This is a genomic window from Enterocloster clostridioformis (genome assembly GCF_020297485.1).
GTDB classification, from domain to species: domain Bacteria; phylum Bacillota; class Clostridia; order Lachnospirales; family Lachnospiraceae; genus Enterocloster; species Enterocloster clostridioformis.
This window is the reverse complement of the sequence record NZ_JAIWZC010000001.1, coordinates 1158059-1182404: the sequence shown is the minus strand read 5'-3', so window position 1 is coordinate 1182404 and position 24346 is coordinate 1158059. Positions and strand designations below refer to the sequence as shown.

The window sequence follows — 24346 nt, the reverse complement described above, 5'->3', positions numbered from 1 at the left end:
GGGGTTCACAGCGCTTATTTACCTGGCTTTGAATCTCCCTGGTTTCTTATAAGTGAACGTCATTTTGTCCGGGCGGTGAGATGCCGCTCCTGGCAGGGATGACATGAATTGCACACAGGTGTCTGAATGACAGGCGCCAAGTGCCTATAACTAGGAGGATGGTTAAATGAGTTTAGTACCTTATGTCATTGAGCAGACCAGCCGCGGCGAGCGTTCTTATGACATTTATTCAAGATTACTGAAGGAGAGGATCATATTCCTGGGCGAGGAAGTAAGCGATGTGTCCGCAAGCCTTGTGGTGGCACAGCTCTTATTCCTGGAGTCAGAGGACCCGGGCAAGGATATCCATCTGTATATCAACAGCCCGGGCGGTTCCGTATCCGCGGGATTTGCCATCTATGACACCATGAATTATATTAAGTGCGATGTGTCTACCATCTGTATCGGCATGGCAGCCAGCATGGGCGCGTTCCTTCTTTCCGGAGGGGCCAAGGGCAAGCGTTTCGCTCTGCCTAATGCGGAAATCATGATTCATCAGCCTTCGGGCGGGGCCAAGGGCCAGGCCACCGAGATTAAAATTGTGGCTGAGAATATCTTAAAGACAAGAAAGAAATTAAACGAAATCCTGGCAGCAAACACAGGGAAGCCCCTGGAAGTGATTGAGCGCGATACGGAGCGTGACAATTATATGTCTGCATTGGAGGCCAAGGAATACGGCCTTATTGATGAAATCATCGCACATCATTAGTGCTCAGCCCAGCGCTGAGGCATCAGGCCGGTAACGTAAAACAGCAAGTAAAGGATATGAAAGGTTAGGTATCGTATGCCAATGAGACCAGATGACACGATTCGGTGCTCCTTCTGCGGAAGGACACAGGATCAGGTACGAAAGATGATTGCCGGAGCAGGCAACAACAATGTGTATATCTGTGACGAGTGCATAGAATTGTGCTCTGAGATTCTGGAAGAGGAGCTGGAAGGCCAGGATGAAGGGGAGAGCCCCGCGCTGGCCGATATACGTCTCCTGAAGCCAAAGGAAATCAAAGCATTTTTAGACGAATATGTCATCGGACAGGATGACGCCAAGAAGGTGTTGTCCGTTGCGGTTTACAATCACTACAAGAGGGTGACGGCATGCCAGAACATGGACGTGGATGTGCAGAAGAGCAACATCCTCATGTTAGGGCCCACGGGTTCAGGCAAGACTTATCTGGCCCAGACCCTGGCTAAGATTCTCAATGTTCCCTTTGCCATTGCGGATGCCACTGCACTGACAGAGGCTGGATATGTGGGCGAGGATGTGGAAAACATTCTGTTAAAGCTTATCCAGGCAGCCGACTATGACATCTCCCGTGCCGAATACGGCATTATATATATTGACGAAATTGATAAAATTACCAAGAAGTCCGAAAATGTATCCATCACCAGGGATGTTTCAGGCGAGGGCGTCCAGCAGGCGCTTCTCAAGATTCTGGAGGGTACAGTTGCCAGTGTTCCGCCTCAGGGCGGCAGGAAGCATCCGCACCAGGAGCTTCTTCAGATTGATACCACCAACATCCTGTTTATCTGCGGCGGTGCCTTTGATGGCCTGGAGAAGATTGTGGAGCAGCGTCTCAGCGCCGGTTCCATTGGTTTCAACGCCGAGGTGACAAACAAGAACGACCTGAACATCGATGAGCTGCTCAAGAAGGTGGAGCCAAAGGATTTGACCAAGTTCGGGCTGATTCCCGAGTTCATAGGCCGCGTGCCTGTGATGGTTTCTCTGGAACAGCTGACAAAGGAAGCTATGGTGCGCATCCTGTCAGAACCGAAAAATGCCCTGATGAGGCAGTACCAGAAGCTGTTTGAGCTGGACAATGTGAAGCTGGAATTTACTCAGGAGGCTCTGGAGGAAATTGCACAGCTGGCAGTAGACCGCAAGATTGGCGCCAGAGGACTGCGCTCTATCCTTGAATCGGTGATGATGGACCTTATGTATGAGATTCCGTCCGATGATTCTATCGGAATCTGTACCATTACCAGAGACGTAGTGAGAAAGGCAGGACAGCCGGAATTAGTATACCGCGACATGCCTCCTGCATCTGCCCGAAAACCGTTGTCAGAACGGCTTAGGGGGGACAGTAAGACAGGAGAAATTGCGTAGGCTGTCATGCTCCTGTGACAATTTAGAAGAGAGAAAGGGCCGCTGCAAATCAGATATGACCCGGACCAGAAGGCTTGTTTTCCGGCCGGTCCGGCACCTGCATTGCAGCGGCTTTTCAAATGGTTAAGATACAAGAGGGGAAGATTGAGAATGGGAGAACAAGTGATTACGATGCCCGTGGTGGCCCTCAGGGGGCTGGCCATACTTCCGGGTATGGTATTGCATTTCGATATAAACAGGCCGAAATCAGTGGCCGCCGTAGAGCGGGCCATGGTGGGAGACCAGAAACTGTTCCTTGTGGCCCAGAGACATCCTGAAATCGTGGAGCCGGAGCAGGGGGATTTGTTCCAGGTGGGTACTGTGGCGGTGGTGAAGCAGCTGGTGAAACTGCCGGGCAAGGTGGTACGCGTGCTGGTGGAAGGACTGGAGCGCGCTGAGCTTCTGTGTCTGGAAGCCGAGGAACCGGCCATGATGGGCGAGATAGCAGCCATAGAAGCGGAGGAGGATGATTTGGACAGCCTGACTCAGGAGGCTATGCTGCGCATCCTGAAGGACAGGCTGGAAGAATATGGAAGAGTTAATTCCAAGATTACGAAGGAGATTCTGCCCAATCTGCTGATTATTACAGATCTGAATGAGATGCTGGACCAGATTGCCATTCAGCTGCCATGGGATTATACCATCCGCCAGACGGTGCTGGAGAACAGCTCTTTGTCAGCCAGGTATGAGGTAGTGATGCATACTCTGCTGACTGAGATGGAGATATACAGGATTAAGCAGGAGTTCCAGGAAAAGGTAAAGGCTGATATCGACCAGAACCAGAAGGAATACATCCTCCGGGAGCAGATGAAGGTTATCCGCCAGGAGCTGGGAGAGGATGCTGTGTCGGATGCAGACGAATACCAGAAGAAACTGGACGCACTGAAGGCTGACAAGGAAGTAAAGGAAAAGCTCCACAAAGAGATTGAGCGTTTCCGCAATATGCCGGCCGGAAGCCAAGAGGCAAATGTGCTGCGCACCTATGTGGAAACCCTGCTGGACCTGCCATGGAAGAAGATGTCCAAGGACAATGACGACATCAAACATGCCGAGAAGATACTCAACGAGGACCACTACGGACTGGAACAGGTAAAGGAGAGGATCCTGGAATACCTGGCCGTCCGCGCCCTGACTAAGAAGGGCACCAGCCCCATCATCTGTCTGGTGGGACCTCCCGGAACCGGCAAGACATCCATTGCCCGGTCTGTGGCAAGAGCCCTGAATAAGAAATACGTGCGCATCAGCCTGGGAGGTGTCCGGGACGAGGCGGAAATCAGGGGACACAGGAAAACCTACGTGGGCGCCATGCCCGGCCGTATTGTGGAAGGCATGCGCCAGGCCGGTGTGAGCAATCCTCTGATGCTTCTGGATGAGATTGACAAGGTCAGCAGCGATTACAAGGGCGATACCTCCTCCGCGCTTTTGGAGGTACTGGACGGGGAACAGAATGTGAAATTCAGGGACCATTATGTGGAACTTCCCATTGACCTGTCCCAGGTACTGTTTATTGCCACGGCCAACACCACCCAGACCATACCGGGTCCCCTGCTGGACCGCATGGAGCTGATTGAGGTCAACAGCTACACGGAAAATGAGAAGTTTCACATAGCCAGGGACTACCTGGTGTCAAAGCAGATGGAGCGCAACGGGCTGAAGGACAGCCAGATTACATTTTCCGATAAGAGCCTGGAAAAAATCATACACAACTACACCAGGGAAGCGGGCGTCAGGAATCTGGAGCGCCGCATTGGGGATGTTTGCCGCAAGGCAGCCAGACAGTTCCTGGAGGATAAGAAGAAGTCCATCAAGATTTCGGAGAGCAATCTGGAAAAATATCTGGGCAAGGAAAAGGTGACCTTTGAAAATGCCAATGAGGAAGATGAAATCGGTATTGTCCGCGGCCTGGCCTGGACCAGTGTGGGAGGCGATACCCTTCAGATAGAAGTCAATGTGATGCCGGGCAAGGGAAGCCTTCTGATGACCGGACAGCTGGGTGATGTGATGAAGGAATCCGCCCAGACAGCCTTGACCTATGTGCGGTCCGTGTGCCCGGAATACGGGATTGCCGACGATTATTTTGAGAAGCATGATCTCCACATCCATATCCCGGAGGGCGCTGTGCCAAAGGACGGACCATCCGCGGGAATCACCATGGCCACAGCCATGCTGTCCGCGGTGACAGGTAAAAGCGTCCAGGCCAAGGTGGCCATGACCGGGGAGATAACCCTCCGGGGACGGGTCCTGCCCATCGGAGGACTGAAAGAAAAGATATTGGCAGCCAAGATGGCCCATATAGAGAAGGTACTGGTACCTGACAAGAACCGGCCGGATATGGCGGAGCTGTCCAAAGAAATCACCAAAGGACTGGACATTGTGTATGTAAAGGCCATGGAGGATGTGGTGTCGGAGGCATTTGTTTAGAGTGCGGATAGGAATTAGGAGAAACAGATATGATAATAAGAGACGTGAATCTGGAAACAGTTTGCGGCGTGACCAGCAAGCTGCCGGAGAATACACTGCCGGAGTTTGCATTTGCGGGCAAGTCCAATGTGGGAAAATCATCCCTCATCAACGCGCTGATGAACCGCAAAGCCTATGCAAGGACCTCCTCGCAGCCGGGAAAGACCCAGACCATCAATTTTTACAACATCAACGGGGCATTGTACTACGTGGACCTGCCGGGTTACGGCTATGCCAAGATAGCGGTTGAGGTCAAGGAAAAATGGGGCAAGATGATAGAACGGTATCTCAGGAATTCCCAGATGCTCAAGATGGTATTCCTGCTCATTGATATCCGCCACGAGCCCTCAGCTAACGACAAGCTGATGTATGAATGGATTATCTTTAACGGATATCATCCCGTCATCATTGCCACCAAGCTGGACAAGATTAACCGCAGCCAGGTACAAAAGCACGTGAAGATGGTGCGGGAAGGCCTGGGAATGGAAAAGGACGGCATCATCATTCCTTTTTCGGCAGAGACAAAGCAGGGCAGGGATGATATATGGGATCTTATTGAGGGGAGCCTGTAGGCTGCCCCTATTCCTGTTAAAAAAATTGATTTAATAAAGAGAAGAAAGGCCCGGTTTCCTGACAGACGGGTATTGCCCGCAGGAAATCAGGCCTTTACGCTACCGGTAAGTCTCCTTCACCGGCTCGATAAAATACCTTCCGTAAGACGGAATATACCGGCCCTGCGGATATCCGGCCCGTGGTCTGGTCCCGGGGGTGCAGAATGTAGGGTTCATGCTCTGTATATGTGATATCCGCCCAGGGATAGCGAAAGCCTTCCCTGACCATGGCTTTTTCCGCCAGGGGATGGCCCGGGGCCGCCACCAGGCAGGAGCCACGCATCAGGGCCAACGCTATGGTCAGCTGTCCCTTTTCCTCACCTAATAAATCCTCACATTCCGAATTCCGGTCAGAGCATATCTGGCAGATTTACAGGTGAATCCTGTCAGATTCAGCTCGACATATCCGGCATTTAGCGTATAATAGATAAAGGTATGAAATAAAATAAGACAGCCCGGGGTGATGGGATTGCAGACGCGCAGGGCTGTATCTGGAGGTATTATGTAATGGAAACGGGACCAATACGGGTGGCTGTCATGGCGGACACCCATGGAGTGCTCCGGCCGGAGGTGGAGAGGATTCTCGAAACCTGCGATGTGATTGTCCATGCAGGGGATTTCGACAATCAGATGCTGTATCATAAGCTGAATGTGGACCAGCCACTGTACGCGGTAAGGGGAAATAACGACAGGGGATGGTCCGGGGGCCTTGGACAGGTGAACCGGTTTGAAATCGGAGGGGTAAAATTTATCATGGCTCACGAAAGAGTGGATATTCCCAGCGTGCTCAAGGATATTCAGGTGGTCATATTCGGCCATTCCCATATGTATTATCAGCAGGAAATCAGCGGAAGGCTTTGGCTGAATCCGGGAAGCTGCGGTTATAAGCGTTTTACCCTGCCCCTTTCCATGGCCGTGATGACCATTGAGGAAGGAACGTATGAGGTGGAGACCATCTGGCTGGAACATGGGTACGGGACGCCGGGAGCAGCCACCAGCCAGAGGGAAAAGGCCAAAGCCAGCAAGTATGAAAAGCATCAGAAACGCTATAAGCAGAAGCAGGCAAAGGGCGCGGGCCAGACGGATAAGGCAAAGGGCGCGGTCATGGCAGCCAGATACGGGGGACAGCCGGCAGCCAAGCAGGAAGCCGTCAAACCCGTCCCGGACCAGGAAAAGGAATACCTGTTCCTCATAGCGAAAATCTTACGCCTGAGAAAGGCCGGTGAATCCAGGGAATGGGTCATCCGGAACCTGGGGGAGAATTTCAGGCTGGCAGCAACCATCTATGATATATGCGAAAAAAAGCTGGACGCAAATGCCCGGCAGATTTTAGAACTGTTATTGGAACAAATCTCTTTTTAGTGAAAACGCTTCCCGGTGGAAGCAGGTATACCGGCACAGCAAGTCAGGATAAAAGTGACCGCATGACATGGGCATAGATTTCCTGGCTTTTTGTTTTCCATGTATTGCACATGGATTCTGCCTGCTCCCTGTCGGGAACAGACAAATCCAGACGAATCAGGGTGGTCTTATTCTCGCGGACCTCACAGTGGACAATGTAGTCCTGATTAGTTCCCTTGTAGAAGTCGGCCGTGGTTCCCACCTCCTCCCGGAGACGGAACTTATTCTCCTTGAGGTACTGGTTCATGTCTTCAATGATGGCGGAGGATATGTTCTTGCCAAAGAAGTTGAGGGTTTCCTCGCCTTCCCTGGTGATGTCATAACGGGTGCTGTTGTGGCTGGCCTCCTTGTGGACCAGGCCGGCGTCTTCCAGCTCATTTAATGCCTGCTGGAGGGTGAAATAGGTGGTGTATTCATGCTCTGTGAAAAAGTTGGTGAGCTGGGCGTTCGTCAGGGGGAAGTTCACCTGCTTCAACATATAGAGATTCATCAGTTTGTACAAGGTCATAGGTTCAGTAAGCATATCACACACGCTCCATCAGGGTTTTCTTATTATTTTCTAATGTGGTCCTTTACCGCGCTGCTGACCACATCTGCCACGCGGGGGTCAAAGGCTTCGGGAAGTATGTTCTCGTCGTTTAAATCCCTCCCGTCCACCAGTCCTGCAATGGCTTCGGCGGCAGCCAGTTTCATTTCCTCGGTGATGGCAGAAGCACGGCCTTCCAGCGCGCCCTTAAAGATTCCGGGGAAAACCACCACGTTGTTTACCTGGTTGGGAAAGTCGGAACGGCCGGTCCCGACCACACGCGCCCCGGCAGCCTTTGCCAGATCAGGCATGATTTCCGGTACGGGGTTTGCCATGGCAAAGAGGATGGCGTCCTTATTCATGGATGCCACCATGTCCTGGGTCACGATTCCGGGAGCAGACACGCCCACGAAGATGTCAGCGCCCTTCATGGCATCTGCCAGGGTACCGGTCCTGTGATCCAAGTTGGTCACGTCCATCATCTTTTCCTGCATCCAGTTCAGGCCCTCTGCGCCCCTGCTCAGGATGCCGCTCTTATCGCACATGGTAATATGGGCGAATCCATAGGTCAGCAGCAGCTTTGTGATGGCAATGCCCGCGGAGCCGGCGCCGTTTACTACCACGCGGCAATCTTCTTTCTTTTTGCCGGTCAGCTTAAGGGAGTTGATAACGCCGGCCAGGACCACAATGGCAGTGCCGTGCTGGTCGTCGTGGAACACCGGGATGTCCAGTCTCTCTTTTAATGCCTCCTCTATCTCAAAGCATCTGGGGGCCGAGATGTCCTCCAGGTTAATGCCGCCAAAGGCGGGAGCGATGCGCACAACGGTCTCAATGATTTCCTGGGTGTCCTGGGTGTCCAGGCAGATGGGGAAGGCGTTGACACCGCCGAATTCCTTAAAGAGCACAGCCTTTCCCTCCATGACAGGCATGGCTGCCAGAGGACCTATGTTGCCCAGGCCCAGTACGGCGCTTCCGTCGGATACAACGGCAATGGTGTTGGATTTGATGGTATACCGGTAAGCCGCCTCCGGGTCGGCGGCAATCACCTTGCAGGGCTCGGCAACGCCCGGGGTATAGGCAAGGGCCAGGTCTTCCCTGGAGGCGACCTTTGCTTTTGATGTGGTTTCAAGTTTTCCCTTCCATTCCTCGTGGAGCAGCAGTGCTTTCTCATTGGTTGTCATAATCCGTTCCGTCCTTTTCATTATCATAGTAGAAACACAAAAATGCATTTTTATATATCATAACAATTTTGTAAGTGTTTATCAAGTTCCTTTTGAAATTGGTGCGGTTTGACAAACCTGCATTTTTGAAATCATCTGGGTATGGCGGCGCTTGTGCGGCGGTGCGAACCGGGGAGGGGGAGAACAAAGGGGAAATGGAAGAACATGGAACCCATGGTTTGTACAAAAGATGTAATTAAAACTTTTAAAACCACCCAAAATGTGATATCATGTTACGTAAGTGCGGACATTTTACACAGAAGGATAAAGATACAGGTGGTACTATGAGGGAACGTATTAACCGTCTGGCCAGGGGAATCATTGACAATGGTTCGCCGGAGCTGGTGCTGACACCGGAACGGGTGGAGGCTTCGGTTCCCGCGGGTGAGGTCATCCGTGGCGAGATATTGGTGAGCAGCGGCAATAACCTGCATATAAAAGGGCTGGTGTATTCCAGCCACGAAAGGGTCCGGGTGGTGAACAGCGCCTTTGGCGGGCTTCGCAACCGGATTATATATGAAGTCAACGTGGATTTTTCAGAGCATGGGGACGAAATCAAGGGATCTTTTTACCTGGTCACCAATGGCGGTGAGAGGGAGATTCCTTATTCTTTGCGCGTACAGGCCGGTGATTCAGGGGAGGTTCTGGGAAACTTAAAGACTCCCAGGGACTTTGGGCTGCTGGCTAAGAAGGACCTGGAAAAGGCGCTGAGGATGTTTGAATATCAGGATTTTACAGAGGCCCCCTTCATGCAGGATTCCCGGGTCCGTACCATCTATGACGGGTTAAAGGGAAGGGCCGGCAGAAGGAATCTGCTGGAGGAATTCCTGGTGGCCCTGCAGGTGAAGGAACCGGTAAAGCTTACGCTGGAGACCGGAACCAGGACCTATGAGAATCTGACCGGAATCGCGGAAGATTATATAGATATTTCGGCAGGAACCTGGGGGTATGTGTCGGCGGACATAACCGCGGATGCTCCCTTCATTGAACTGGGGGCCTCCCGGATTACAGACCAGGATTTTGTCCAGGGCCGGTGCAGGGCGGGATACCGCATTATACCGTCCAGGCTTCACAGGGGAAGGAATTTTGGGTGCATCCGCATTAAATCCATGGGGGAGGAATTCCTTCTTTCCGTGGAGGCGGAGGGGCAGCGCGGAGCCGGCAGCGCGGAGCGGGAATCCGGGGCGGACCGGTTCATGGACCATGGGAGCTTATATAAATACCTGGCTCTGCGTCTGGACTATGAGGCAGGGGTTTATGAGCCGGCCCTTCTCCTGAACCAGATGATGAAGGAGACAGAGCATCTCAGAGCTGATTTTCCGGGGGACGAGAGGGCCAAACTGATACAGGCAGAGCTTCTTATATTAAACGGCAGGGAGGACAATGCCTCCCTGGCTTTAGACGACGCCAGGGACCATGTGCTGGCCCACAGGGAAGAGCAGGTTGAATTATACTGCTTCTACCAGTATCTGCGCCTGGAAATCAAGCCGTCTGTCCAGCAGAAGGAATCCCTGGTCCGCTATATACGCAAGCTTTTATGGGAGGATGGGGAGATACGGCCTTATCTCTTCCTGATGCTGATGAAGTTGGACGAAACCATGGCCCAGAATCCTCTGGAGCTGTACCGGTCCATGGCATCACTTTTCAATCAGGGCTGCAGCAGCCCGTTCCTCTATGCATCGGCCTGCCGTCTGATGGAAGCCCATCCGGATTTGTTTGTGCGACTGGGCGATTTTGAGATACAGGCGCTGTATCTGGGTGTACAGAAAGGAATCGTCAGCCGTTTGACCGCCCTGAGGGCAGCGGGACTGGCACTGGAGCTTAAGCATTACAGAAAGCTGGTGGAACGCTTATTTGCAAAGCTGTACCAGACATATGAGGAGCAGGAGATTCTGGAGGCAGTGTGCAGCCTGCTCATCAAAGGGGACCGCAAGGAAAGGGACGCATTTGCCTGGTACGAGAAGGCCCTGGAACAGGGGGTAAACCTGACCAGGCTCTACGAGTATTTCCTCTATTCACTGCCGGAGGATTACGGACACCTGCTGCCTAAGGAGGTGCTGCTGTATTTCTCCTATGATAAGGATTTGAACAGGCACAGCCGCCAGGTGCTGTACCGGAATATATTGGAATACATGAATCCTTCCGCGGAGCTGTACCAGAGCTACACCAGGCATATGGAGCAGTTTGCCATGGAACAGCTGTTCCAGTCCAGAATCAACCGATCCCTGGCCGTTATTTACGAACACATGATTTATAAGGATATGATAGACAGCCGGGTGGCCAGGGTTCTTCCCGGCATCCTTAAGTCCTGCCGCATCCGGTGCGGGGATTCCAGAATGAAGTATGTCATTGTCCGCTATGAGGAGCTGGAGGACGAGGAGGCATTTCTCCTGGAAAACCAGTCTGCTTATGTGCCCCTGTTTTCCGACCGCAGCGTCCTTCTGTTTCAGGACGCATACGGCAACCGGTATCTGGACGTGAAGCACTGGAAGGTATCTGTCATGGACCGCCCGGAACTGCTGGCCCAGTGCTATGAGGTATATCCGGACCATCCCATGCTTAAGCTTTCCGAATGCAGGGATATTGTGAACCGCGGGGTGGAAACGGACGAGGAGGCAGCGCTGCTGGAAGAGATCGTGACTCAGATGCATTTGAGCCCTGTCTTTGAGGGCAGGCTGATGCAGGCGGTGACGGATTATTACTGCCAGAAGGCGTCTGAGGATAAGGACGGCGACGGTGTATTTAACTGCGCCTATCTGGTGCAGATTGATAAAAGGCCCATGGCTGCCAGGCAGAGGCAGCAGATATGCGAGACCCTAATCAGCCAGAATTATATGCGGGAAGCTTATAACATGATTCGGGATTACGGAAGCCAGTATATATCCACGCCACGGCTGATGAAGCTGTGCACCAAGACCATACTGATGAACCTGTTTGACCAGGACGAGCTGCTTCTGGGCCTGTCCCATCAGGTGTTTTGCCAGGGGTGCTATGACAGCGTGATCCTGGACTATCTGTGTGAGCATTTCAACGGAACCGTATCCCAGATGTATGAGGTGCTGATTCAGGGCGTCAGGGAGCATGTGGAGACATATGACCTGGAGGAGCGGCTGCTGGGGCAGATGCTGTTTACCGGCTGCTGCGACCAGATGGATTCCGTGTTTGAACTGTACATGAAACGCAAGACCACCAGGGAAATGGTGGTAAAGGCGTATTTTACCCAGAAGAGCGTCCAGTACTTCCTGGAAGAAAAGGATATGGACCAGAGGGTGTTTGAATATCTGAAGCAGGCAGTGGGCAATACCTTTGACAAGGACAGGATGCCCACCATCTACCTGCTGGCCCTGACGCGGTATTTTTCCACGCTGGACAAGGTGGAGGAGGGGGATGTGGAACTGTTAAAGACCATGACATCCCTGCTTTTGGAGGAAGGACTGGTATTTCCATATACCAGGGAGCTGTCAAAGCATATTCCGGTGCCGGAGGATATCATGGACAAGGCCATGGTGGAGTACCGGGGCAGGAAAGACGCTCATCCGGAGCTTCAGGTGAGAATCCTGCCCGAGGAAACAGGATTTCACAGTGAGGACATCCGCCGTGTATACCAGGGGATTTTTGTGAAACAAAAGGTACTCTTTGAGGGAGAGATCATGGAGTACAGGATATATGACTATCTGGACGGACACCGCAGGCTTGCGGCAGAGGGACAGGTGGAGTGCGACCATAAGCTGGAGGGAAAGGAGAACAGCCGTTTTGCCTGCCTGAACGAGATGGGAGCGGCAATCAAAGACAGGGATGACAGCAGGCTTTTAAACGCGATGGAAGACTATCTCAAAAAGTCGGCGGCGCTTGGCAGGCTGTTTCCCATGGAGTAATGGAGGAACTGTCTATGGACGGTCTAGTGATTGGTCTGGATTTAAATGACGACTATACCCAGATATGCTGTTATGATAAAGAAAAGTCGTGGACCATTCCTACGGTCATCTGCCGGAGGAAGGAAGAGGAAGTCTGGCTCTCAGGGGAGGAGGCCTATGCGGCCACTCTGCTGGGAGAGGGAGTCATCGTGGATAAGCTTCTTAAGATGGCGGCCAAGGATGGGACATCCACCATCGGAGGCATCTGCTACGGCGGAGGTACGCTGCTTAAGCTGTTCATAGAGAAGATGTTAGGTTATCCCAGAAAGGAATTCGGTACAGATGAGGTGGCGCAGCTGGTCATTACCCTTCAGAGCGTGGACTGCAGGCTGCTTGACACTCTGATGTACTGTGCCGACTATCTGGAGATACCAAGGGACAGGGTCCATGTTATCAGCCATACCGAGGGCTTCATATACTATGTTCTGAGCCAGAAAAAAGAGCTGTGGACCAATCAGGTGGGACTGTTTGAGCTGTCCGGCGAACGCCTGTGCTATTATGAGATGAAGGTGCAGAGGGGTATGCGGCGCAACATGGTCCAGGCAGAGGCCCAGAACCAGGAGGAGGCATTTAACCTGGATATACTGGACTCGCCCTCAGGCAGCCGTCTGGCAGATAAGATACTGACGGCCTGCGGCGAAAAGCTTTTAAACAGGAAACTGTTTTCCACGGTGTTTCTGACGGGTAAGGGCTTTGAGCGCCAGGACTGGGCCGGCGGATTTATGCGGTTAATCTGCAACCGGAGAAAGGTATTTGTGGAGTCCTGTCTCTTTGCCAGGGGGGCGGCTTATAAGGGAGCTGATTATACCCACCAGGAGACCTCCTACCCCTATGTATTTATCTGCGAGGGAAGGCTTAAGGCGGAGGTGTCCTTAAAGGTCATGCGCAGAGGGCGGGAAAACCAGCTGGTGGTTGCTTCCTACGGCGACAACTGGTATGAATCCAAAAGCTCCATGGATTTGATTGTGGACGGACAGAAGGAGATAGAGTTTACCATCAGTCCGCTGGACTCCAAAAAGAAAAAGCTGGTCAGGATTCCGCTGACCGGATTTCCGGAACGCCCTCCAAAGACCACCCGGGTTGAGCTTAAGGTGGCATTTACAGATGAGGGTACCATGACAATGTCTATCCGTGACAAGGGATTCGGGGAGCTGTTCCCATCCTCCGGCGCGGTGGTGAAACAAGAGGTGAAGTTATGAGCCTGATACTTTGCAGACAGGAACCTGTGAAACATCCGTATTATATCGATGTGCTGGGAATCCATATCCACTCATCACAGGAGCTGTGTTATATCGTATACAACCATCCGGTTCTGGTGATGGATGAGTTCCTGGATGATCTGTTGATTGATTTTATCCGTAAGGATTTGGATATGGATTATCTGGCAGGCCGAATGGAGAAGCTGGTGGAAACCGGCACCAGACCGGAGGAGGTCCTGGCCCTGTTCCTGTCGGAATGCGATTATTACAGTGACAAGGAAATACAGAAATTCAAGCAGACCACAGCGGCCCTGCGTGCCCTGCATCCGGCCCAGTATGAAAAGCAGAGGGCGGATTATATGTTCGTACAGCAGCAGTACGGCAAGGCGGCGGCCAGATATGGGAAGATTCTGGAATATCCCAGGGATAAGGTGGTGGAGGATCTGTTTCTGGCAAAGGTTTACAACAACCTGGGCGCCTGCTACGCCATGATGTTCCAGTTTCACAAGGCCCTGAGCTGCTATGACAAGGCCTATGAGCTGGGAAAGGATGATGCTCTGCTAAAACGCATTTATTTCCTCACTGTCTTTGCGCCGGAGCTGGATGTGAAGGACAAGTACCAGTCCGTATTCACGGATGAGCGTAAGAGAAAGTGGAGCGGGGAAATAGACCTTGCTGCGCTGGAGGCAGGCCAGGCAGAGGAAGTCAGGGCCCTGCGGGCATTATTTAAAAAGGATCCCATCAAACGGATGAGCGGCGCGGCCGAGATGGTGCGCAGGTGGAAGCAGGAGTACCGGATGATGGTCTGAGTATATATGGCGTGAGAAGGTTCGGAGATTAAGAATACGATAATAACGGAGGTATTACATCATGGCGTTTGACATGGCAAAAGAACATCTGAGAAAGGCCGGCCTGGAGGATCGGATTTATGAGTTCGAGGTATCCAGCGCCACGGTGGAGCTGGCAGCCCAGGCAGTGGGATGTGAGCCGGCCCGCATCGCCAAGACGTTATCTTTTATGGTGGACCAGAAGGCCGTGCTGATCGTGGCGGCGGGGGACGCCAAGGTGGACAACCATAAATATAAGGAGCAGTTTCATACAAAGGCCAGGATGCTGTCGCCGGACGAGGTGACGGAGATGGTGGGCCACAGCGTGGGAGGCGTGTGCCCCTTTGGCGTGAAGGAAGGAGTATCGGTGTATCTGGACGAGTCCCTTAAACGGTTTGATGTGGTGTACCCGGCCTGCGGCAGCGCCAGCAGCGCAGTGAAGCTTACGATACCTGAGTTGGAGACAGCCTCCGGGTATCTGGGGTGGATTGATGTCTGTAAAGGGTGGGGGGAAGAACGTATATAGATATATCTAAAAATCGGAGAAAGTGATATCATATCCTACTTACAGATGGGAAAGCTATTAGAGGATACGGGTCCATTTTCATAAGGAAAAGAGGGGTGATGCAGGTGGCTTTTCCGGCTTTGAGAGTGAGGAGGCCAGCATAAGCCTCACCAAAAAACACTTGACAAATCCCACAATAATTATTATGCTTGATAATTATAAATCAAAGCAAATAAACCAAACATGCAAATCATGCAAACAAAGCAATCCAATCAAACACAACGGTTATGAAGAAGAGGAGTACATCATATAAACCATCAGAGAGGGCGGTCCACTGGCTGAAAGGCGGCCCGGGCAGAGTATGATAGAAGGTAGCTTCTGAACTGGAGCGGTGAAGGATAAAACTGAACGACTGGCAGACGGACATTTCCGTTTTGCCGCCATGTAACGTTTTCTTTTGTGTAGCTGCTTCCGACCGGCCTGCGTTAAAGGCCCAATGAGACTGCCGGGCATCCGGCAAAACAAAGGTGGTACCGCGGACACTCCGCCCTTTGCCTTCCCTTAACCGGGATTGGCAAAGGGCTTTTTATTTTCAGGTTATCAAAACCTATTAAAAAACCCATCTAAAAAAAGGAGAACAAACCATGAAAGAACTGGAGAAAACCTACAACCCGGCGGACATCGAGGACCGCCTGTACCAGAAGTGGCTGGACGGAAAGTATTTTCACGCAGAGGTAAACCGCAGTAAGAAACCGTTTACAATCGTGATGCCGCCGCCAAACATCACTGGCCAGCTGCACATGGGCCATGCCCTGGACAATACCATGCAGGACATTTTGATCCGCTATAAGAGGATGCAGGGCTATGAGGCGCTGTGGCAGCCGGGGACGGACCATGCCGCCATTGCCACCGAGGTCAAGGTTATTGATAAGCTTAAGAAGGAAGGCGTTGACAAGGCAGACTTAGGGCGGGACGGATTCCTTAAGGAATGCTGGAAGTGGAGAGATGAGTACGGCACCAGAATCGTAAAGCAGCTTCATAAGCTGGGGTCATCCGCTGACTGGGACAGGGAACGCTTTACCATGGACCAGGGATGTTCCGGCGCGGTCCTGGAGGTCTTTGTCAAGCTGTATGAGAAAGGCTACATCTATAAAGGGTCCAGAATCATCAACTGGTGTCCTGTATGCCAGACCTCTATCTCTGATGCAGAGGTGGAGCATGTGGAGCAGAACGGCTTCTTCTGGCACATCAATTACCCTGTAGTGGGAGAGCCTGGCCGTTTCGTAGAGATAGCCACCACCAGGCCGGAGACCATGCTGGGAGACACCGCTGTGGCGGTGAACCCGGAGGACGAGCGCTATCAGGACATCGTGGGCAAGATGCTTAAGCTGCCTTTGACAGACAGGGAGATTCCTGTTATCGCTGACCCGTATGTGGACAAGGAGTTTGGAACCGGATGCGTGAAAATCACCCCGGCCCATGACCCCAACGACTTTGAGGTGGGCAAGCGCCACAACCTGGAGGAAATCGTCATTTTAAACGACGATGCCACGGTAAATGTTCCGGGACCATATTTTGGTATGGACCGCTACGAGGCCAGGAAGGCCATTGTGGCTGATTTGGAGGCACAGGGCCTGCTGGTCAAGGTGGTTCCCCACTCCCACAATGTGGGAACCCATGACCGCTGCAAGACCACGGTGGAACCCATGGTGAAGCAGCAGTGGTTTGTAAAGATGGAAGAGATGGCGAAGCCGGCCATTGAAGCCCTTAAGAACGGAAGTCTTACCTTTATTCCTGAGAGCTTCGGAAAGACATATCTCCACTGGCTGGAAGGAATCCGCGACTGGTGCATCTCCAGACAGCTGTGGTGGGGACACAGGATTCCTGCTTATTACTGCCGGGAGTGCGGAAAACTCGTGGTTTCCAAGGAAGCGCCCCACGCCTGCCCTAAGTGCGGCTGCACCTCATTTAAGCAGGATGGGGATACCCTGGATACCTGGTTTTCATCCGCCCTTTGGCCATTCTCTACCCTGGGCTGGCCTGAAAAGACAGAGGATCTGGATTATTTCTATCCCACGGATGTTTTAGTAACCGCATATGACATTATTTTCTTCTGGGTCATCCGTATGGTGTTCTCCGGCCTGGAACAGACCGGAAAGCTTCCGTTCCACACCGTGCTGATTCACGGTCTGGTAAGGGACAGCGAGGGCCGCAAGATGAGCAAGTCCCTGGGCAACGGCATCGATCCCCTGGAGGTCATCGACAAGTACGGCGCAGACGCCCTGCGCATGGCCCTGATTACGGGCAATGCGCCCGGCAATGACATGCGCTTTTACTGGGAGCGAGTGGAGAACAGCCGTAACTTTGCTAATAAGGTCTGGAATGCTTCCCGATTCATCATGATGAACATTGAGAAGGCTGCCCAGTCAGGCGAAGTGGCTTTGGACCGTCTTACCATGGCTGATAAATGGATTGTGTCCAAGGTAAATACCCTTACCAGAGAAGTGACGGAAAATCTGGATAAATACGAGCTGGGAATCGCTCTTCAGAAGGTTTATGACTTTATTTGGGAAGAATTTTGCGATTGGTATATTGAAATGGTGAAGCCAAGGCTGTACAATGAAGAGGATGATACAAAGGCGGCCGCCATCTGGACTCTTAGGCATGTGCTGATTCAGGCGCTGAAACTGCTTCATCCGTTTATGCCGTTTATCTCAGAAGAAATATTCTGCAATCTTCAGGAGGAAGAGGAAACCATCATGGTATCCCAGTGGCCGGTTTACAGGGACGACTGGAGCTTTGCAAAGGAAGAACAGTCCACAGAGACTATCAAGGAGGCCGTAAGGGCTATCCGTGTCGTGCGTTCATCCATGAACGTTCCTCCCAGCAAGAAGGCCACTGTTTATGTGGTATCGGAGGATGAAGGGCTGCTGAGGATATTTGAGCACAGCAAAAGCTTTTTTGCCACCCTGGGTTATGCGGGAGAGGTAATTCTCCAGAAGAATAAGGACGGAATTGCAGATGATGCTGTTTCCGCGGTGGTTCACAGGGCTGTAATTTATATGCCGTTTGCGGATCTGGTGGATATTGAGAAGGAGATAGAGCGGTTAAAGGGCGAGGAAAAACGTCTGGCAGGAGAGCTGGCCCGTTCCAGAGGCATGCTGGGCAATGAGAAATTTGTCAGCAGGGCTCCGGAAGCAAAGATTGCCGAGGAGCGCGCAAAGCTCGAAAAATATGAGCAGATGATGGAGCAGGTGAAGTTACGTCTGGCACAGCTTCAGTGATAAACCAGGAGAAGGATTAGGACAAGGGGACAGGCGGTTTCTTCCGCCTGTCCGCAGGGAAGGGAAAACAGCGGCAAGTCAGATACGGGGATAGAGAGGAAGAGCATAGCATGAATCAATCATCAGGAAATAAGCCGGTTATCCATGTCAGGATGTTCGGCGGTTTCATCATCACAATGGATGAAAAGGCCATGAGCGACAGCGATAACCGGTCCAGGAAAGCCTGGAGCCTGCTGAGCTATCTGATAATCAAGCGCAGGGGGGATGTGAGTATTAATGAGCTGTTCCATGCCATCTGGCAGGACAGTGTTCAGGATAATCCCTACGGCGCCCTTAAAACCCTGGTTTTCCGGGTGAGGAAGATGCTGGAGGCAGCCGGGTTCCCGTCCCATGATTTGATTTTGAGCCAGAAGGGGGCCTATATGTGGAACCCGGCCTGGGAAACAGAAGTGGACACTGACCGGTTTGAGAGCCTGTGCCGGAGAATTCTGGATCCGGAAGGGGATGGGAAGAATATGCGGGGGGCCTGCCTGGAGGCATTTGAACTATACAGGGGCATTTTCCTGCCTAAGTCAGCCGAGGATAGCTGGGTAGGCCCGATGGCTGCCTATTACCGCACATTATACCAGAAGCTGGTTGTTTATATGGCGGAAAAACTGATTCAGGATGAGGAGTACGGCCAGGCGGAGGAAATCTGCCAAAGGGCCATTGACATTGACCGGTTTGTGGAGGATTTCCACTATTACTGGATCTATGCCGCTTATGGACAGGGAGAACAGGAGACTGCTCTGAAGCGGTATAAGGATACCACGGATATGTTCTACCGGGAACGCCTGATGACGCCCTCAGAGCATTTTAAGGAATTATATAGGGTGATCAGCAGCAGCGAGCAGGAGGTAGTGACGGACCTGGATGAGATCCAGAAGAATCTGGGCACGGGCGGCGCCGGAGAGGGGCATGGTGCATACCAGTGTGAATATGCCGTGTTCAAGAGTCTGGTACAGCTGGAACGCAGAGGCGTGGAGCGCAGCGGTGATTCCGTGTACCTGTGCCTTTTGACCGTGGGAGACAGGAAGGGACGCACCCTGAAGCCGGAAATTCAGGCAAGGGCCATGGAACGCCTGAGGGCATCCATCCAGAAAAACCTTCGTTCCAGTGACGTATACGCACGTTACAGTGTCAGCCAGTTTATCCTGCTTCTGTCTTCCGCCACCTTTGAGAACAGCGAGATGGTCATGAACCGGATTCTGTCCGCTTTTAATAAATCGTACGTGCGCAAGGATGTGGCGGTAAACTACAGCCTTGACGTGCTGAAACCCTAAATATCAGAGGTTTCCTGACGGTAAGGCGGCTGTTCAAAACAGCTGCACATTAATTACATACAGCGAGGTCAGACTATGAAGATAAAAAATGCGCTTTTGCTGCTGCTTACAGCCTCCATATGGGGGGTGGCCTTTGTGGCGCAGAGCGTTGGAATGGATTATGTGGGTCCTTTTACATTTAACTGCGTCAGATGCCTTATGGGCGGTGTCGTCCTTCTTCCCTGCATATGGTTTTTTGACAGGAAGAATAAAAGAAGGAAACAGGTTCCGGCCATACCCGGAGCCAGAAAGACACTGGTTATGGGGGGGATCTGCTGCGGCGTGGCCCTTTGCCTGGCCAGCAACTTCCAGCAGTTTGGAATCCAGTACACCACAGTGGGAAAGGCTGGGTTCATAACCGCCTGCTACATTGTAATTGTCCCCGTACTGGGGCTTTTATTAGGAAAGAAATGCAGTCCTGTGGTTGCGGGGGCAGTGGTTCTGTCCCTGGCGGGCCTGTATATGCTGTGCATGAACGGCGGGGAACTGTCGGTGAACAAAGGGGACCTTCTGATGCTGGTATGCGCGTTTCTTTTTGCGGTGCATATCATGGTTATTGACTTCTTTTCCCCTGTTGTGGATGGTGTAAAGATGTCCTGTATCCAGTTTTTTGTCAGCGGCATACTGTCAGGAGGGGCCATGCTGGTTTATGAAACACCTGAAATGAGCCAGATTATGGCTGCATGGGCGCCCGTCCTCTACGCGGGCATTATGTCCTGCGGCGTGGCGTATACTCTGCAGATTGTGGGACAGAAGGGGATGAATCCAACGGTGGCTTCCCTGATACTGAGCCTGGAATCCAGTATTTCAGTTTTGGCCGGATGGGTGATTTTAGGACAGAGGCTTTCGTCCAGGGAAGTACTGGGCTGCGTCCTCATGTTTGGCGCCATCATACTGGCGCAGATTCCGGTGGGACGAAACAGGGAAGCTTCCTTGAATACAGAAGGAAACTAGAAGTCCCGATACAAAAAAACGGCAAATGGGTTTCCTGTCGCATCCTGACGAAGGGCGGCGAGAATATCCGGTTGCCAATTGAATAAAATTAGGTTAAGATTATAAAAGCCTGTCCGGCAGACAGGCTTTTAAGAAAGAATGGATTTTAGTTATGGGACAAGCAGAGGAGTATTTGGACCGCATTCCCATGTGGACCAGGAAAAAGAATTCATTGGAGGATGTCAGGCGGTTTCTGGATTATCTGGGAAATCCCGACCGGGACAGACCGGCGATTCATGTGGCAGGGACCAATGGCAAGGGTTCTGTGTGCGCATTCCTCACCTCTATTTTAGAGGAGGCCGGATACAGCACCGGTACCTTCATCTCGCCTCATTTGGTGGAGGTGCGTGAACGTTTCCTGATTAATGGAAGGATGGTGGACCAGGAAAGCTTTGAAGGGGCTTTTGAGACTGTCCTTGAGGCCAGCAGGAAGCTTGCGGACCAGGGACTCTGCCATCCCACTTTTTTTGAATTTCTGTTTTATATGGCTATGGTTCTGTTCAGAATGCGTGATGTGGATGTGATGATTCTGGAAACCGGTATGGGCGGCAGGCTGGATACCACCAATGTGCTGGAACGGCCGGCGGCCTGTGTGATTACCTCCATCAGCATGGACCATACCAAGTTTCTGGGCGACACCCTGGCCAAGATTGCGGGGGAGAAGGCCGGCATCATCAAGACCGGCGTTCCGCTTATATTTGACGACGGGCAGCCGGAGGTTTCCACCATACTGGAGGGCTTTGCTTTCCGCAGGGGAGCAGCCAGATACCCGGTGGGACGGGATGATTTTCATGTGGAGGAGATAGGCGAAAAGGGCCTGTCCATTAGCGCAAGGATGAAGGACGGCAGATGTCTGGAACTGGAGATTCCCTTTGAAGCTTTTTATCAGGCGGAGAACGCCATGCTGGCTGTGCGCACCCTGGACGTTCTGCGCCAACCCGGGGAGTGTCCAAGGACAGGATGCCGGATGCCGGGCCACGGTCCCTGCATCTGTCCGGACGGAATGGAATGGGGAATATCGGACCAGCACATTGTAAAGGGCCTGAAGAATACATTCTGGCCCGGCCGTATGGAGCAGGTGAGGCCGGGAATCTATCTGGACGGCGCCCATAATCCCGGAGGTATCGAGGCGTTCATACAGACAGCCGGGGAAATCTCGCACAGACAGGGAAAGAAGCCGTGGCTGCTGTTTGCGGCTGTTTCGGATAAGGATTATGAGCGTATGGCAGAGCAGCTGTGTAAGGAAATGATTTGGGAAGCAGTGGGCGTGGTTCATATGAACAGTGACAGAGGACTGGCGGCCGAAGCGCTGGCCAGGGTATTCAGAACATATACGTCCAGACCTGTTTACTCATATGGGGACACGAAGAGCGCGGTTTGGGACATGGCGGAAAAAAGCCGGGAAGGACTGTTGTTCTGTGCCGGTTCCCTGTATCTCATAGGCGAGATTAAGGCTGTACTGGAGCAGAAGACCTGAGCAGTCCTGATAAGATAGGAGTGATATACATGATTGATTTTGAAGAGGAGATTGAGCGTTTTAAACCAAGCCTGGATGTGGAAGAGGTGGAGGACGCCATTGTTAAGAGTGATTTAACGGATATGACGGACATCATGATGGAACTGATAAAAGAAAGAGGCGAGCGGGACCTGTGAATACAGACTATGCAAGAAAAAACCAGCAGATAGCCAACAGCTTCTACAACCTGGGCCTGGAAAAGGCCAGGATACGGGATCTGTCCGGCGCGGCCCAGTGCCTGAAGAAGAGCCTGCATTTTAATAAGTATCAGACAAATGCCAGGAATCTGCTGGGACTGATATACTATGAGAACGGGGAAGTGGCAGATGCCCTGGTACAGTGGGTCATCAGCCTGAACCTGCAGCCGGAGGATAATCTGGCGGACCATTATCTGGATGAGATTCAAAGGAAGCCGGGACAGCTGGAGATAGAGAGCCAGAATGTGAAAACATTTAACCAGGCCCTCTGGCATGCGCAAAACGGCAGCGATGATTTGGCCATTCTCCAGCTGGCCAGGGTGGTGGAGTCCAATCCCCATTTTGTGAAGGCCCATCTTCTTCTGGCCCTGTTATATATGGCCAGGGAGGATTTTAATAAGGCCGGGCGCTGCCTGTACAAGATTCTCCAGATTGACAAGAGCAATCAGAAAGCCCTGCACTACATGTCCATTGTAAAGCAGAATACAGGCAGGGCAGACGCGGAGAAGCGCAAGATGGTAAAGGCATTTTCCCATCGGAAGATGGAGGATGACGATGTCATCATCCCCAATACTTATAAGGAAAATACGGGCATTTCCACTGTGCTCCACATCATCATAGGACTGGTACTGGGCATTATGGCATTTTATTTTCTCATTCTGCCGGCCAGAACAAGGGACCTTAACAGCATTCATGATAACAACCTGAAATCCTACATGCAGAAGCTCAACAACGCGAATCAGCAGTACGATATTCTGAAATCGGATTATGACGAGCTGGATGCCCACACAAAGGAGATTCAGGCCCGTCTGGACGAGATGACCACAGGCAACACCAGCGTCATTGCCCAGTACCAGGGACTGATTTGGATTCTTCAGGATTACAGGAGCGGTGATTTGGTGGCTGCGGCCAAGGCGTTTGCCGGAGCCGGTTTTGATTTGATTGAGGACGAAAATATACAGGCCATTGTGGAAAATATACGCCAGGATATGACGGCAAATATCTATCAGAGCCTGGTGGACAGGGGACTTCAGCTGTGGAACGCAGGCAATAAGACAGAGGCCATGGATTATTTCCAGGCCAGTCTGACCATAAAACCGGATAATCCGGAAGCTCTGTTCTATGTGGGGCGTCTGTACCAGGATGCCGGCGACACGGACAATGCCAATTCCATGTTTGACAAAGTGGTCAATGAATTCCCGGATTCCGAATATGTGGACCGGGCAAAGAATGCCAGGGGTTATTAATTTAAACGGTTTTTCAGGAAAGATACTACAGATGATAAGAAATATATCTTTTGTGGTATCTTTTTTATAATTTATAGGCACTGAGAAAGGAGTATGGAGGGATGGAACAGACAACGTTTACGTATGAGGCCAGGGAGCAGATGCTGGTGATTCACCTTCCGAAGGAGCTGGACCACCATAACTGCAGGAACCTGAAACGGGATACGGACCTGCTGCTGGCAGAGAATTACATCAATCGGATTGTATTTGATTTTACCCACACATCATTTATGGATTCATCCGGCATCGGGGTGCTTTTAAACCGCTATAAGCAGATGGCGGCCAGCCGGGGAACCGTGGCCTATTACGGGGCAGGACCCCAGGTCAGGCGGATACTGGAGATGGGCGGGGTAAGCCGCCTTATCAAAGGATATGAAGACAGGGAATCAGCAATAAAGGGATGAAAAAGATGGAGGATAAGAAGATGGAGACAAACAGAGAGCATATGAGGCTGGAAATGGAGAGCCTTTCCCGGAATGAGGAGTTTGCCAGGGTGGTGACGGCCGTGTTCATGAGCAGGCTGGACCCCACCCTGGAGGAAGTGGATGATGTAAAGACAGCCGTATCCGAGGCAGTGACTAATGCAGTCATACATGGCTACAGGGGCGGCCGGGGAACCATATATCTGGACTTGACCGCAGATTTGGAGGAACGGGTCCTGACTGTGGCAGTGGAGGACCGCGGTGTGGGCATAGCGGATGTGAAACAGGCCATGGAGCCCATGTTCACCACGGATCCAGAGGGAGAGCGCTCCGGCATGGGCTTTTCCTTCATGGAGGCATTTATGGACCAGGTAGAGGTGGAGTCCCAACCAAATCATGGCACATTGGTGACAATGAAGAAATCCATCGGCAGGTGACGGCG

At 52.1% G+C, this 24346-nt stretch carries 20 protein-coding genes; 17 read left to right on the top strand and 3 right to left on the bottom strand.

Annotation, left to right across the window (positions count from 1 at the left end; translation table 11 throughout):
* The first annotated feature begins 166 nt into the window (after positions 1-166).
* From clpP to yihA, 4 genes are all read left to right on the top strand, one after another.
* Positions 167-748 (top strand): ATP-dependent Clp endopeptidase proteolytic subunit ClpP, encoded by a 582-nt coding sequence (gene clpP / locus LA360_RS05925; protein WP_002583713.1) that lies wholly within the window; start codon positions 167-169, stop codon positions 746-748.
* 75 nt (positions 749-823) lie between these two features.
* The gene (gene clpX / locus LA360_RS05920; protein ID WP_022202875.1) at positions 824-2143 is read left to right on the top strand and encodes an ATP-dependent Clp protease ATP-binding subunit ClpX; all 1320 of its coding nucleotides are present in this window, start codon (positions 824-826) and stop codon (positions 2141-2143) included.
* Between the two features lie 150 nt (positions 2144-2293).
* Positions 2294-4603: an endopeptidase La gene (gene lon / locus LA360_RS05915; protein WP_065551515.1), complete on the top strand. Its 2310-nt coding sequence runs from the start codon at positions 2294-2296 to the stop codon at positions 4601-4603.
* A 29-nt stretch (positions 4604-4632) separates the two neighbouring features.
* Positions 4633-5214: a ribosome biogenesis GTP-binding protein YihA/YsxC gene (gene yihA / locus LA360_RS05910; protein ID WP_002583710.1), complete on the top strand. Its 582-nt coding sequence runs from the start codon at positions 4633-4635 to the stop codon at positions 5212-5214.
* A 94-nt stretch (positions 5215-5308) separates the two neighbouring features.
* Here the strand turns inward: yihA and LA360_RS05905 are convergent, their stop codons facing one another.
* Positions 5309-5536: a hypothetical protein gene (locus LA360_RS05905; protein ID WP_112482782.1), complete on the bottom strand. Its 228-nt coding sequence runs from the start codon at positions 5534-5536 to the stop codon at positions 5309-5311.
* 224 nt (positions 5537-5760) lie between these two features.
* On the opposite strand from LA360_RS05905, the gene LA360_RS05900 reads away from it, so the two are divergent.
* A complete protein-coding gene (locus LA360_RS05900) occupies positions 5761-6615 on the top strand; it encodes a metallophosphoesterase family protein (protein ID WP_112482780.1) in 855 nt (284 codons plus the stop codon).
* Positions 6616-6658: 43 nt separating this feature from the next.
* Here the strand turns inward: LA360_RS05900 and LA360_RS05895 are convergent, their stop codons facing one another.
* Both LA360_RS05895 and LA360_RS05890 read right to left on the bottom strand, forming a co-directional pair.
* Complete coding sequence (locus tag LA360_RS05895) at positions 6659-7177, bottom strand: DUF4364 family protein (protein WP_002583707.1); 519 nt, start codon at positions 7175-7177, stop codon at positions 6659-6661.
* 29 nt (positions 7178-7206) lie between these two features.
* Complete coding sequence (locus LA360_RS05890; RefSeq protein ID WP_112482778.1) at positions 7207-8361, bottom strand: NAD(P)-dependent malic enzyme; 1155 nt, start codon at positions 8359-8361, stop codon at positions 7207-7209.
* A gap of 323 nt (positions 8362-8684) precedes the next feature.
* Between LA360_RS05890 and LA360_RS05885 the strand changes: the two genes are divergently transcribed.
* From LA360_RS05885 to spoIIAB, 12 genes are all read left to right on the top strand, one after another.
* Positions 8685-12275 (top strand): DUF5717 family protein, encoded by a 3591-nt coding sequence (locus tag LA360_RS05885; RefSeq protein WP_112482776.1) that lies wholly within the window; start codon positions 8685-8687, stop codon positions 12273-12275.
* A gap of 14 nt (positions 12276-12289) precedes the next feature.
* Positions 12290-13513 (top strand): DUF5716 family protein, encoded by a 1224-nt coding sequence (locus tag LA360_RS05880; protein ID WP_002583704.1) that lies wholly within the window; start codon positions 12290-12292, stop codon positions 13511-13513.
* Positions 13510-14322 (top strand): tetratricopeptide repeat protein, encoded by an 813-nt coding sequence (locus LA360_RS05875; RefSeq protein ID WP_022202867.1) that lies wholly within the window; start codon positions 13510-13512, stop codon positions 14320-14322. Before LA360_RS05880 ends, LA360_RS05875 begins: the two co-directional genes overlap by 4 nt.
* 61 nt (positions 14323-14383) lie before the next feature.
* On the top strand, positions 14384-14866 hold the full coding sequence (locus tag LA360_RS05870) for a YbaK/EbsC family protein (protein ID WP_089775528.1): 483 nt from the start codon (positions 14384-14386) through the stop codon (positions 14864-14866).
* A 623-nt stretch (positions 14867-15489) separates the two neighbouring features.
* Positions 15490-18129 carry a valine--tRNA ligase gene (locus LA360_RS05865; RefSeq protein ID WP_112482774.1) on the top strand — a complete coding sequence of 880 codons (2640 nt, stop codon included), beginning with the start codon at positions 15490-15492 and terminating at the stop codon, positions 18127-18129.
* A gap of 110 nt (positions 18130-18239) precedes the next feature.
* Complete coding sequence (locus LA360_RS05860; RefSeq protein ID WP_112482772.1) at positions 18240-19451, top strand: AfsR/SARP family transcriptional regulator; 1212 nt, start codon at positions 18240-18242, stop codon at positions 19449-19451.
* 75 nt (positions 19452-19526) lie between these two features.
* On the top strand, positions 19527-20444 hold the full coding sequence (locus LA360_RS05855; protein ID WP_022202863.1) for a DMT family transporter: 918 nt from the start codon (positions 19527-19529) through the stop codon (positions 20442-20444).
* Between the two features lie 151 nt (positions 20445-20595).
* Positions 20596-21960 (top strand): bifunctional folylpolyglutamate synthase/dihydrofolate synthase, encoded by a 1365-nt coding sequence (locus LA360_RS05850; protein WP_057571654.1) that lies wholly within the window; start codon positions 20596-20598, stop codon positions 21958-21960.
* Between the two features lie 29 nt (positions 21961-21989).
* Positions 21990-22136, top strand: a complete 147-nt coding sequence (locus LA360_RS05845) for a hypothetical protein (RefSeq protein ID WP_002567353.1) — start codon at positions 21990-21992, stop codon at positions 22134-22136.
* Positions 22133-23443 carry a tetratricopeptide repeat protein gene (locus tag LA360_RS05840; RefSeq protein WP_112482770.1) on the top strand — a complete coding sequence of 437 codons (1311 nt, stop codon included), beginning with the start codon at positions 22133-22135 and terminating at the stop codon, positions 23441-23443. The genes LA360_RS05845 and LA360_RS05840 overlap by 4 nt, the downstream gene beginning before the upstream one ends.
* Before the next feature lie 101 nt (positions 23444-23544).
* Entirely contained in the window at positions 23545-23886 is a 342-nt protein-coding gene (locus tag LA360_RS05835) for an STAS domain-containing protein (RefSeq protein ID WP_002583696.1), read from the top strand.
* Positions 23887-23906: 20 nt separating this feature from the next.
* A complete protein-coding gene (gene spoIIAB, locus LA360_RS05830) occupies positions 23907-24341 on the top strand; it encodes an anti-sigma F factor (protein WP_057571673.1) in 435 nt (144 codons plus the stop codon).
* The last annotated feature ends 5 nt before the right edge of the window (positions 24342-24346 follow it).

Coding starts and splice junctions, on each gene's coding strand:
- LA360_RS05880 (WP_002583704.1), top strand. CDS start 12,290: ATGGACGGTCTAGTGATTGGTCTGGATTTAAATGACGACTATACCCAG.
- LA360_RS05855 (WP_022202863.1), top strand. CDS start 19,527: ATGAAGATAAAAAATGCGCTTTTGCTGCTGCTTACAGCCTCCATATGG.
- lon (WP_065551515.1), top strand. CDS start 2,294: ATGGGAGAACAAGTGATTACGATGCCCGTGGTGGCCCTCAGGGGGCTG.
- LA360_RS05905 (WP_112482782.1), bottom strand. CDS start 5,536: ATGCGTGGCTCCTGCCTGGTGGCGGCCCCGGGCCATCCCCTGGCGGAA.
- LA360_RS05865 (WP_112482774.1), top strand. CDS start 15,490: ATGAAAGAACTGGAGAAAACCTACAACCCGGCGGACATCGAGGACCGC.
- LA360_RS05845 (WP_002567353.1), top strand. CDS start 21,990: ATGATTGATTTTGAAGAGGAGATTGAGCGTTTTAAACCAAGCCTGGAT.
- LA360_RS05900 (WP_112482780.1), top strand. CDS start 5,761: ATGGAAACGGGACCAATACGGGTGGCTGTCATGGCGGACACCCATGGA.
- LA360_RS05835 (WP_002583696.1), top strand. CDS start 23,545: ATGGAACAGACAACGTTTACGTATGAGGCCAGGGAGCAGATGCTGGTG.
- LA360_RS05860 (WP_112482772.1), top strand. CDS start 18,240: ATGAATCAATCATCAGGAAATAAGCCGGTTATCCATGTCAGGATGTTC.
- LA360_RS05870 (WP_089775528.1), top strand. CDS start 14,384: ATGGCGTTTGACATGGCAAAAGAACATCTGAGAAAGGCCGGCCTGGAG.
- yihA (WP_002583710.1), top strand. CDS start 4,633: ATGATAATAAGAGACGTGAATCTGGAAACAGTTTGCGGCGTGACCAGC.
- LA360_RS05875 (WP_022202867.1), top strand. CDS start 13,510: ATGAGCCTGATACTTTGCAGACAGGAACCTGTGAAACATCCGTATTAT.
- LA360_RS05890 (WP_112482778.1), bottom strand. CDS start 8,361: ATGACAACCAATGAGAAAGCACTGCTGCTCCACGAGGAATGGAAGGGA.
- clpP (WP_002583713.1), top strand. CDS start 167: ATGAGTTTAGTACCTTATGTCATTGAGCAGACCAGCCGCGGCGAGCGT.
- clpX (WP_022202875.1), top strand. CDS start 824: ATGCCAATGAGACCAGATGACACGATTCGGTGCTCCTTCTGCGGAAGG.
- spoIIAB (WP_057571673.1), top strand. CDS start 23,907: ATGGAGACAAACAGAGAGCATATGAGGCTGGAAATGGAGAGCCTTTCC.
- LA360_RS05885 (WP_112482776.1), top strand. CDS start 8,685: ATGAGGGAACGTATTAACCGTCTGGCCAGGGGAATCATTGACAATGGT.
- LA360_RS05850 (WP_057571654.1), top strand. CDS start 20,596: ATGGGACAAGCAGAGGAGTATTTGGACCGCATTCCCATGTGGACCAGG.
- LA360_RS05895 (WP_002583707.1), bottom strand. CDS start 7,177: ATGCTTACTGAACCTATGACCTTGTACAAACTGATGAATCTCTATATG.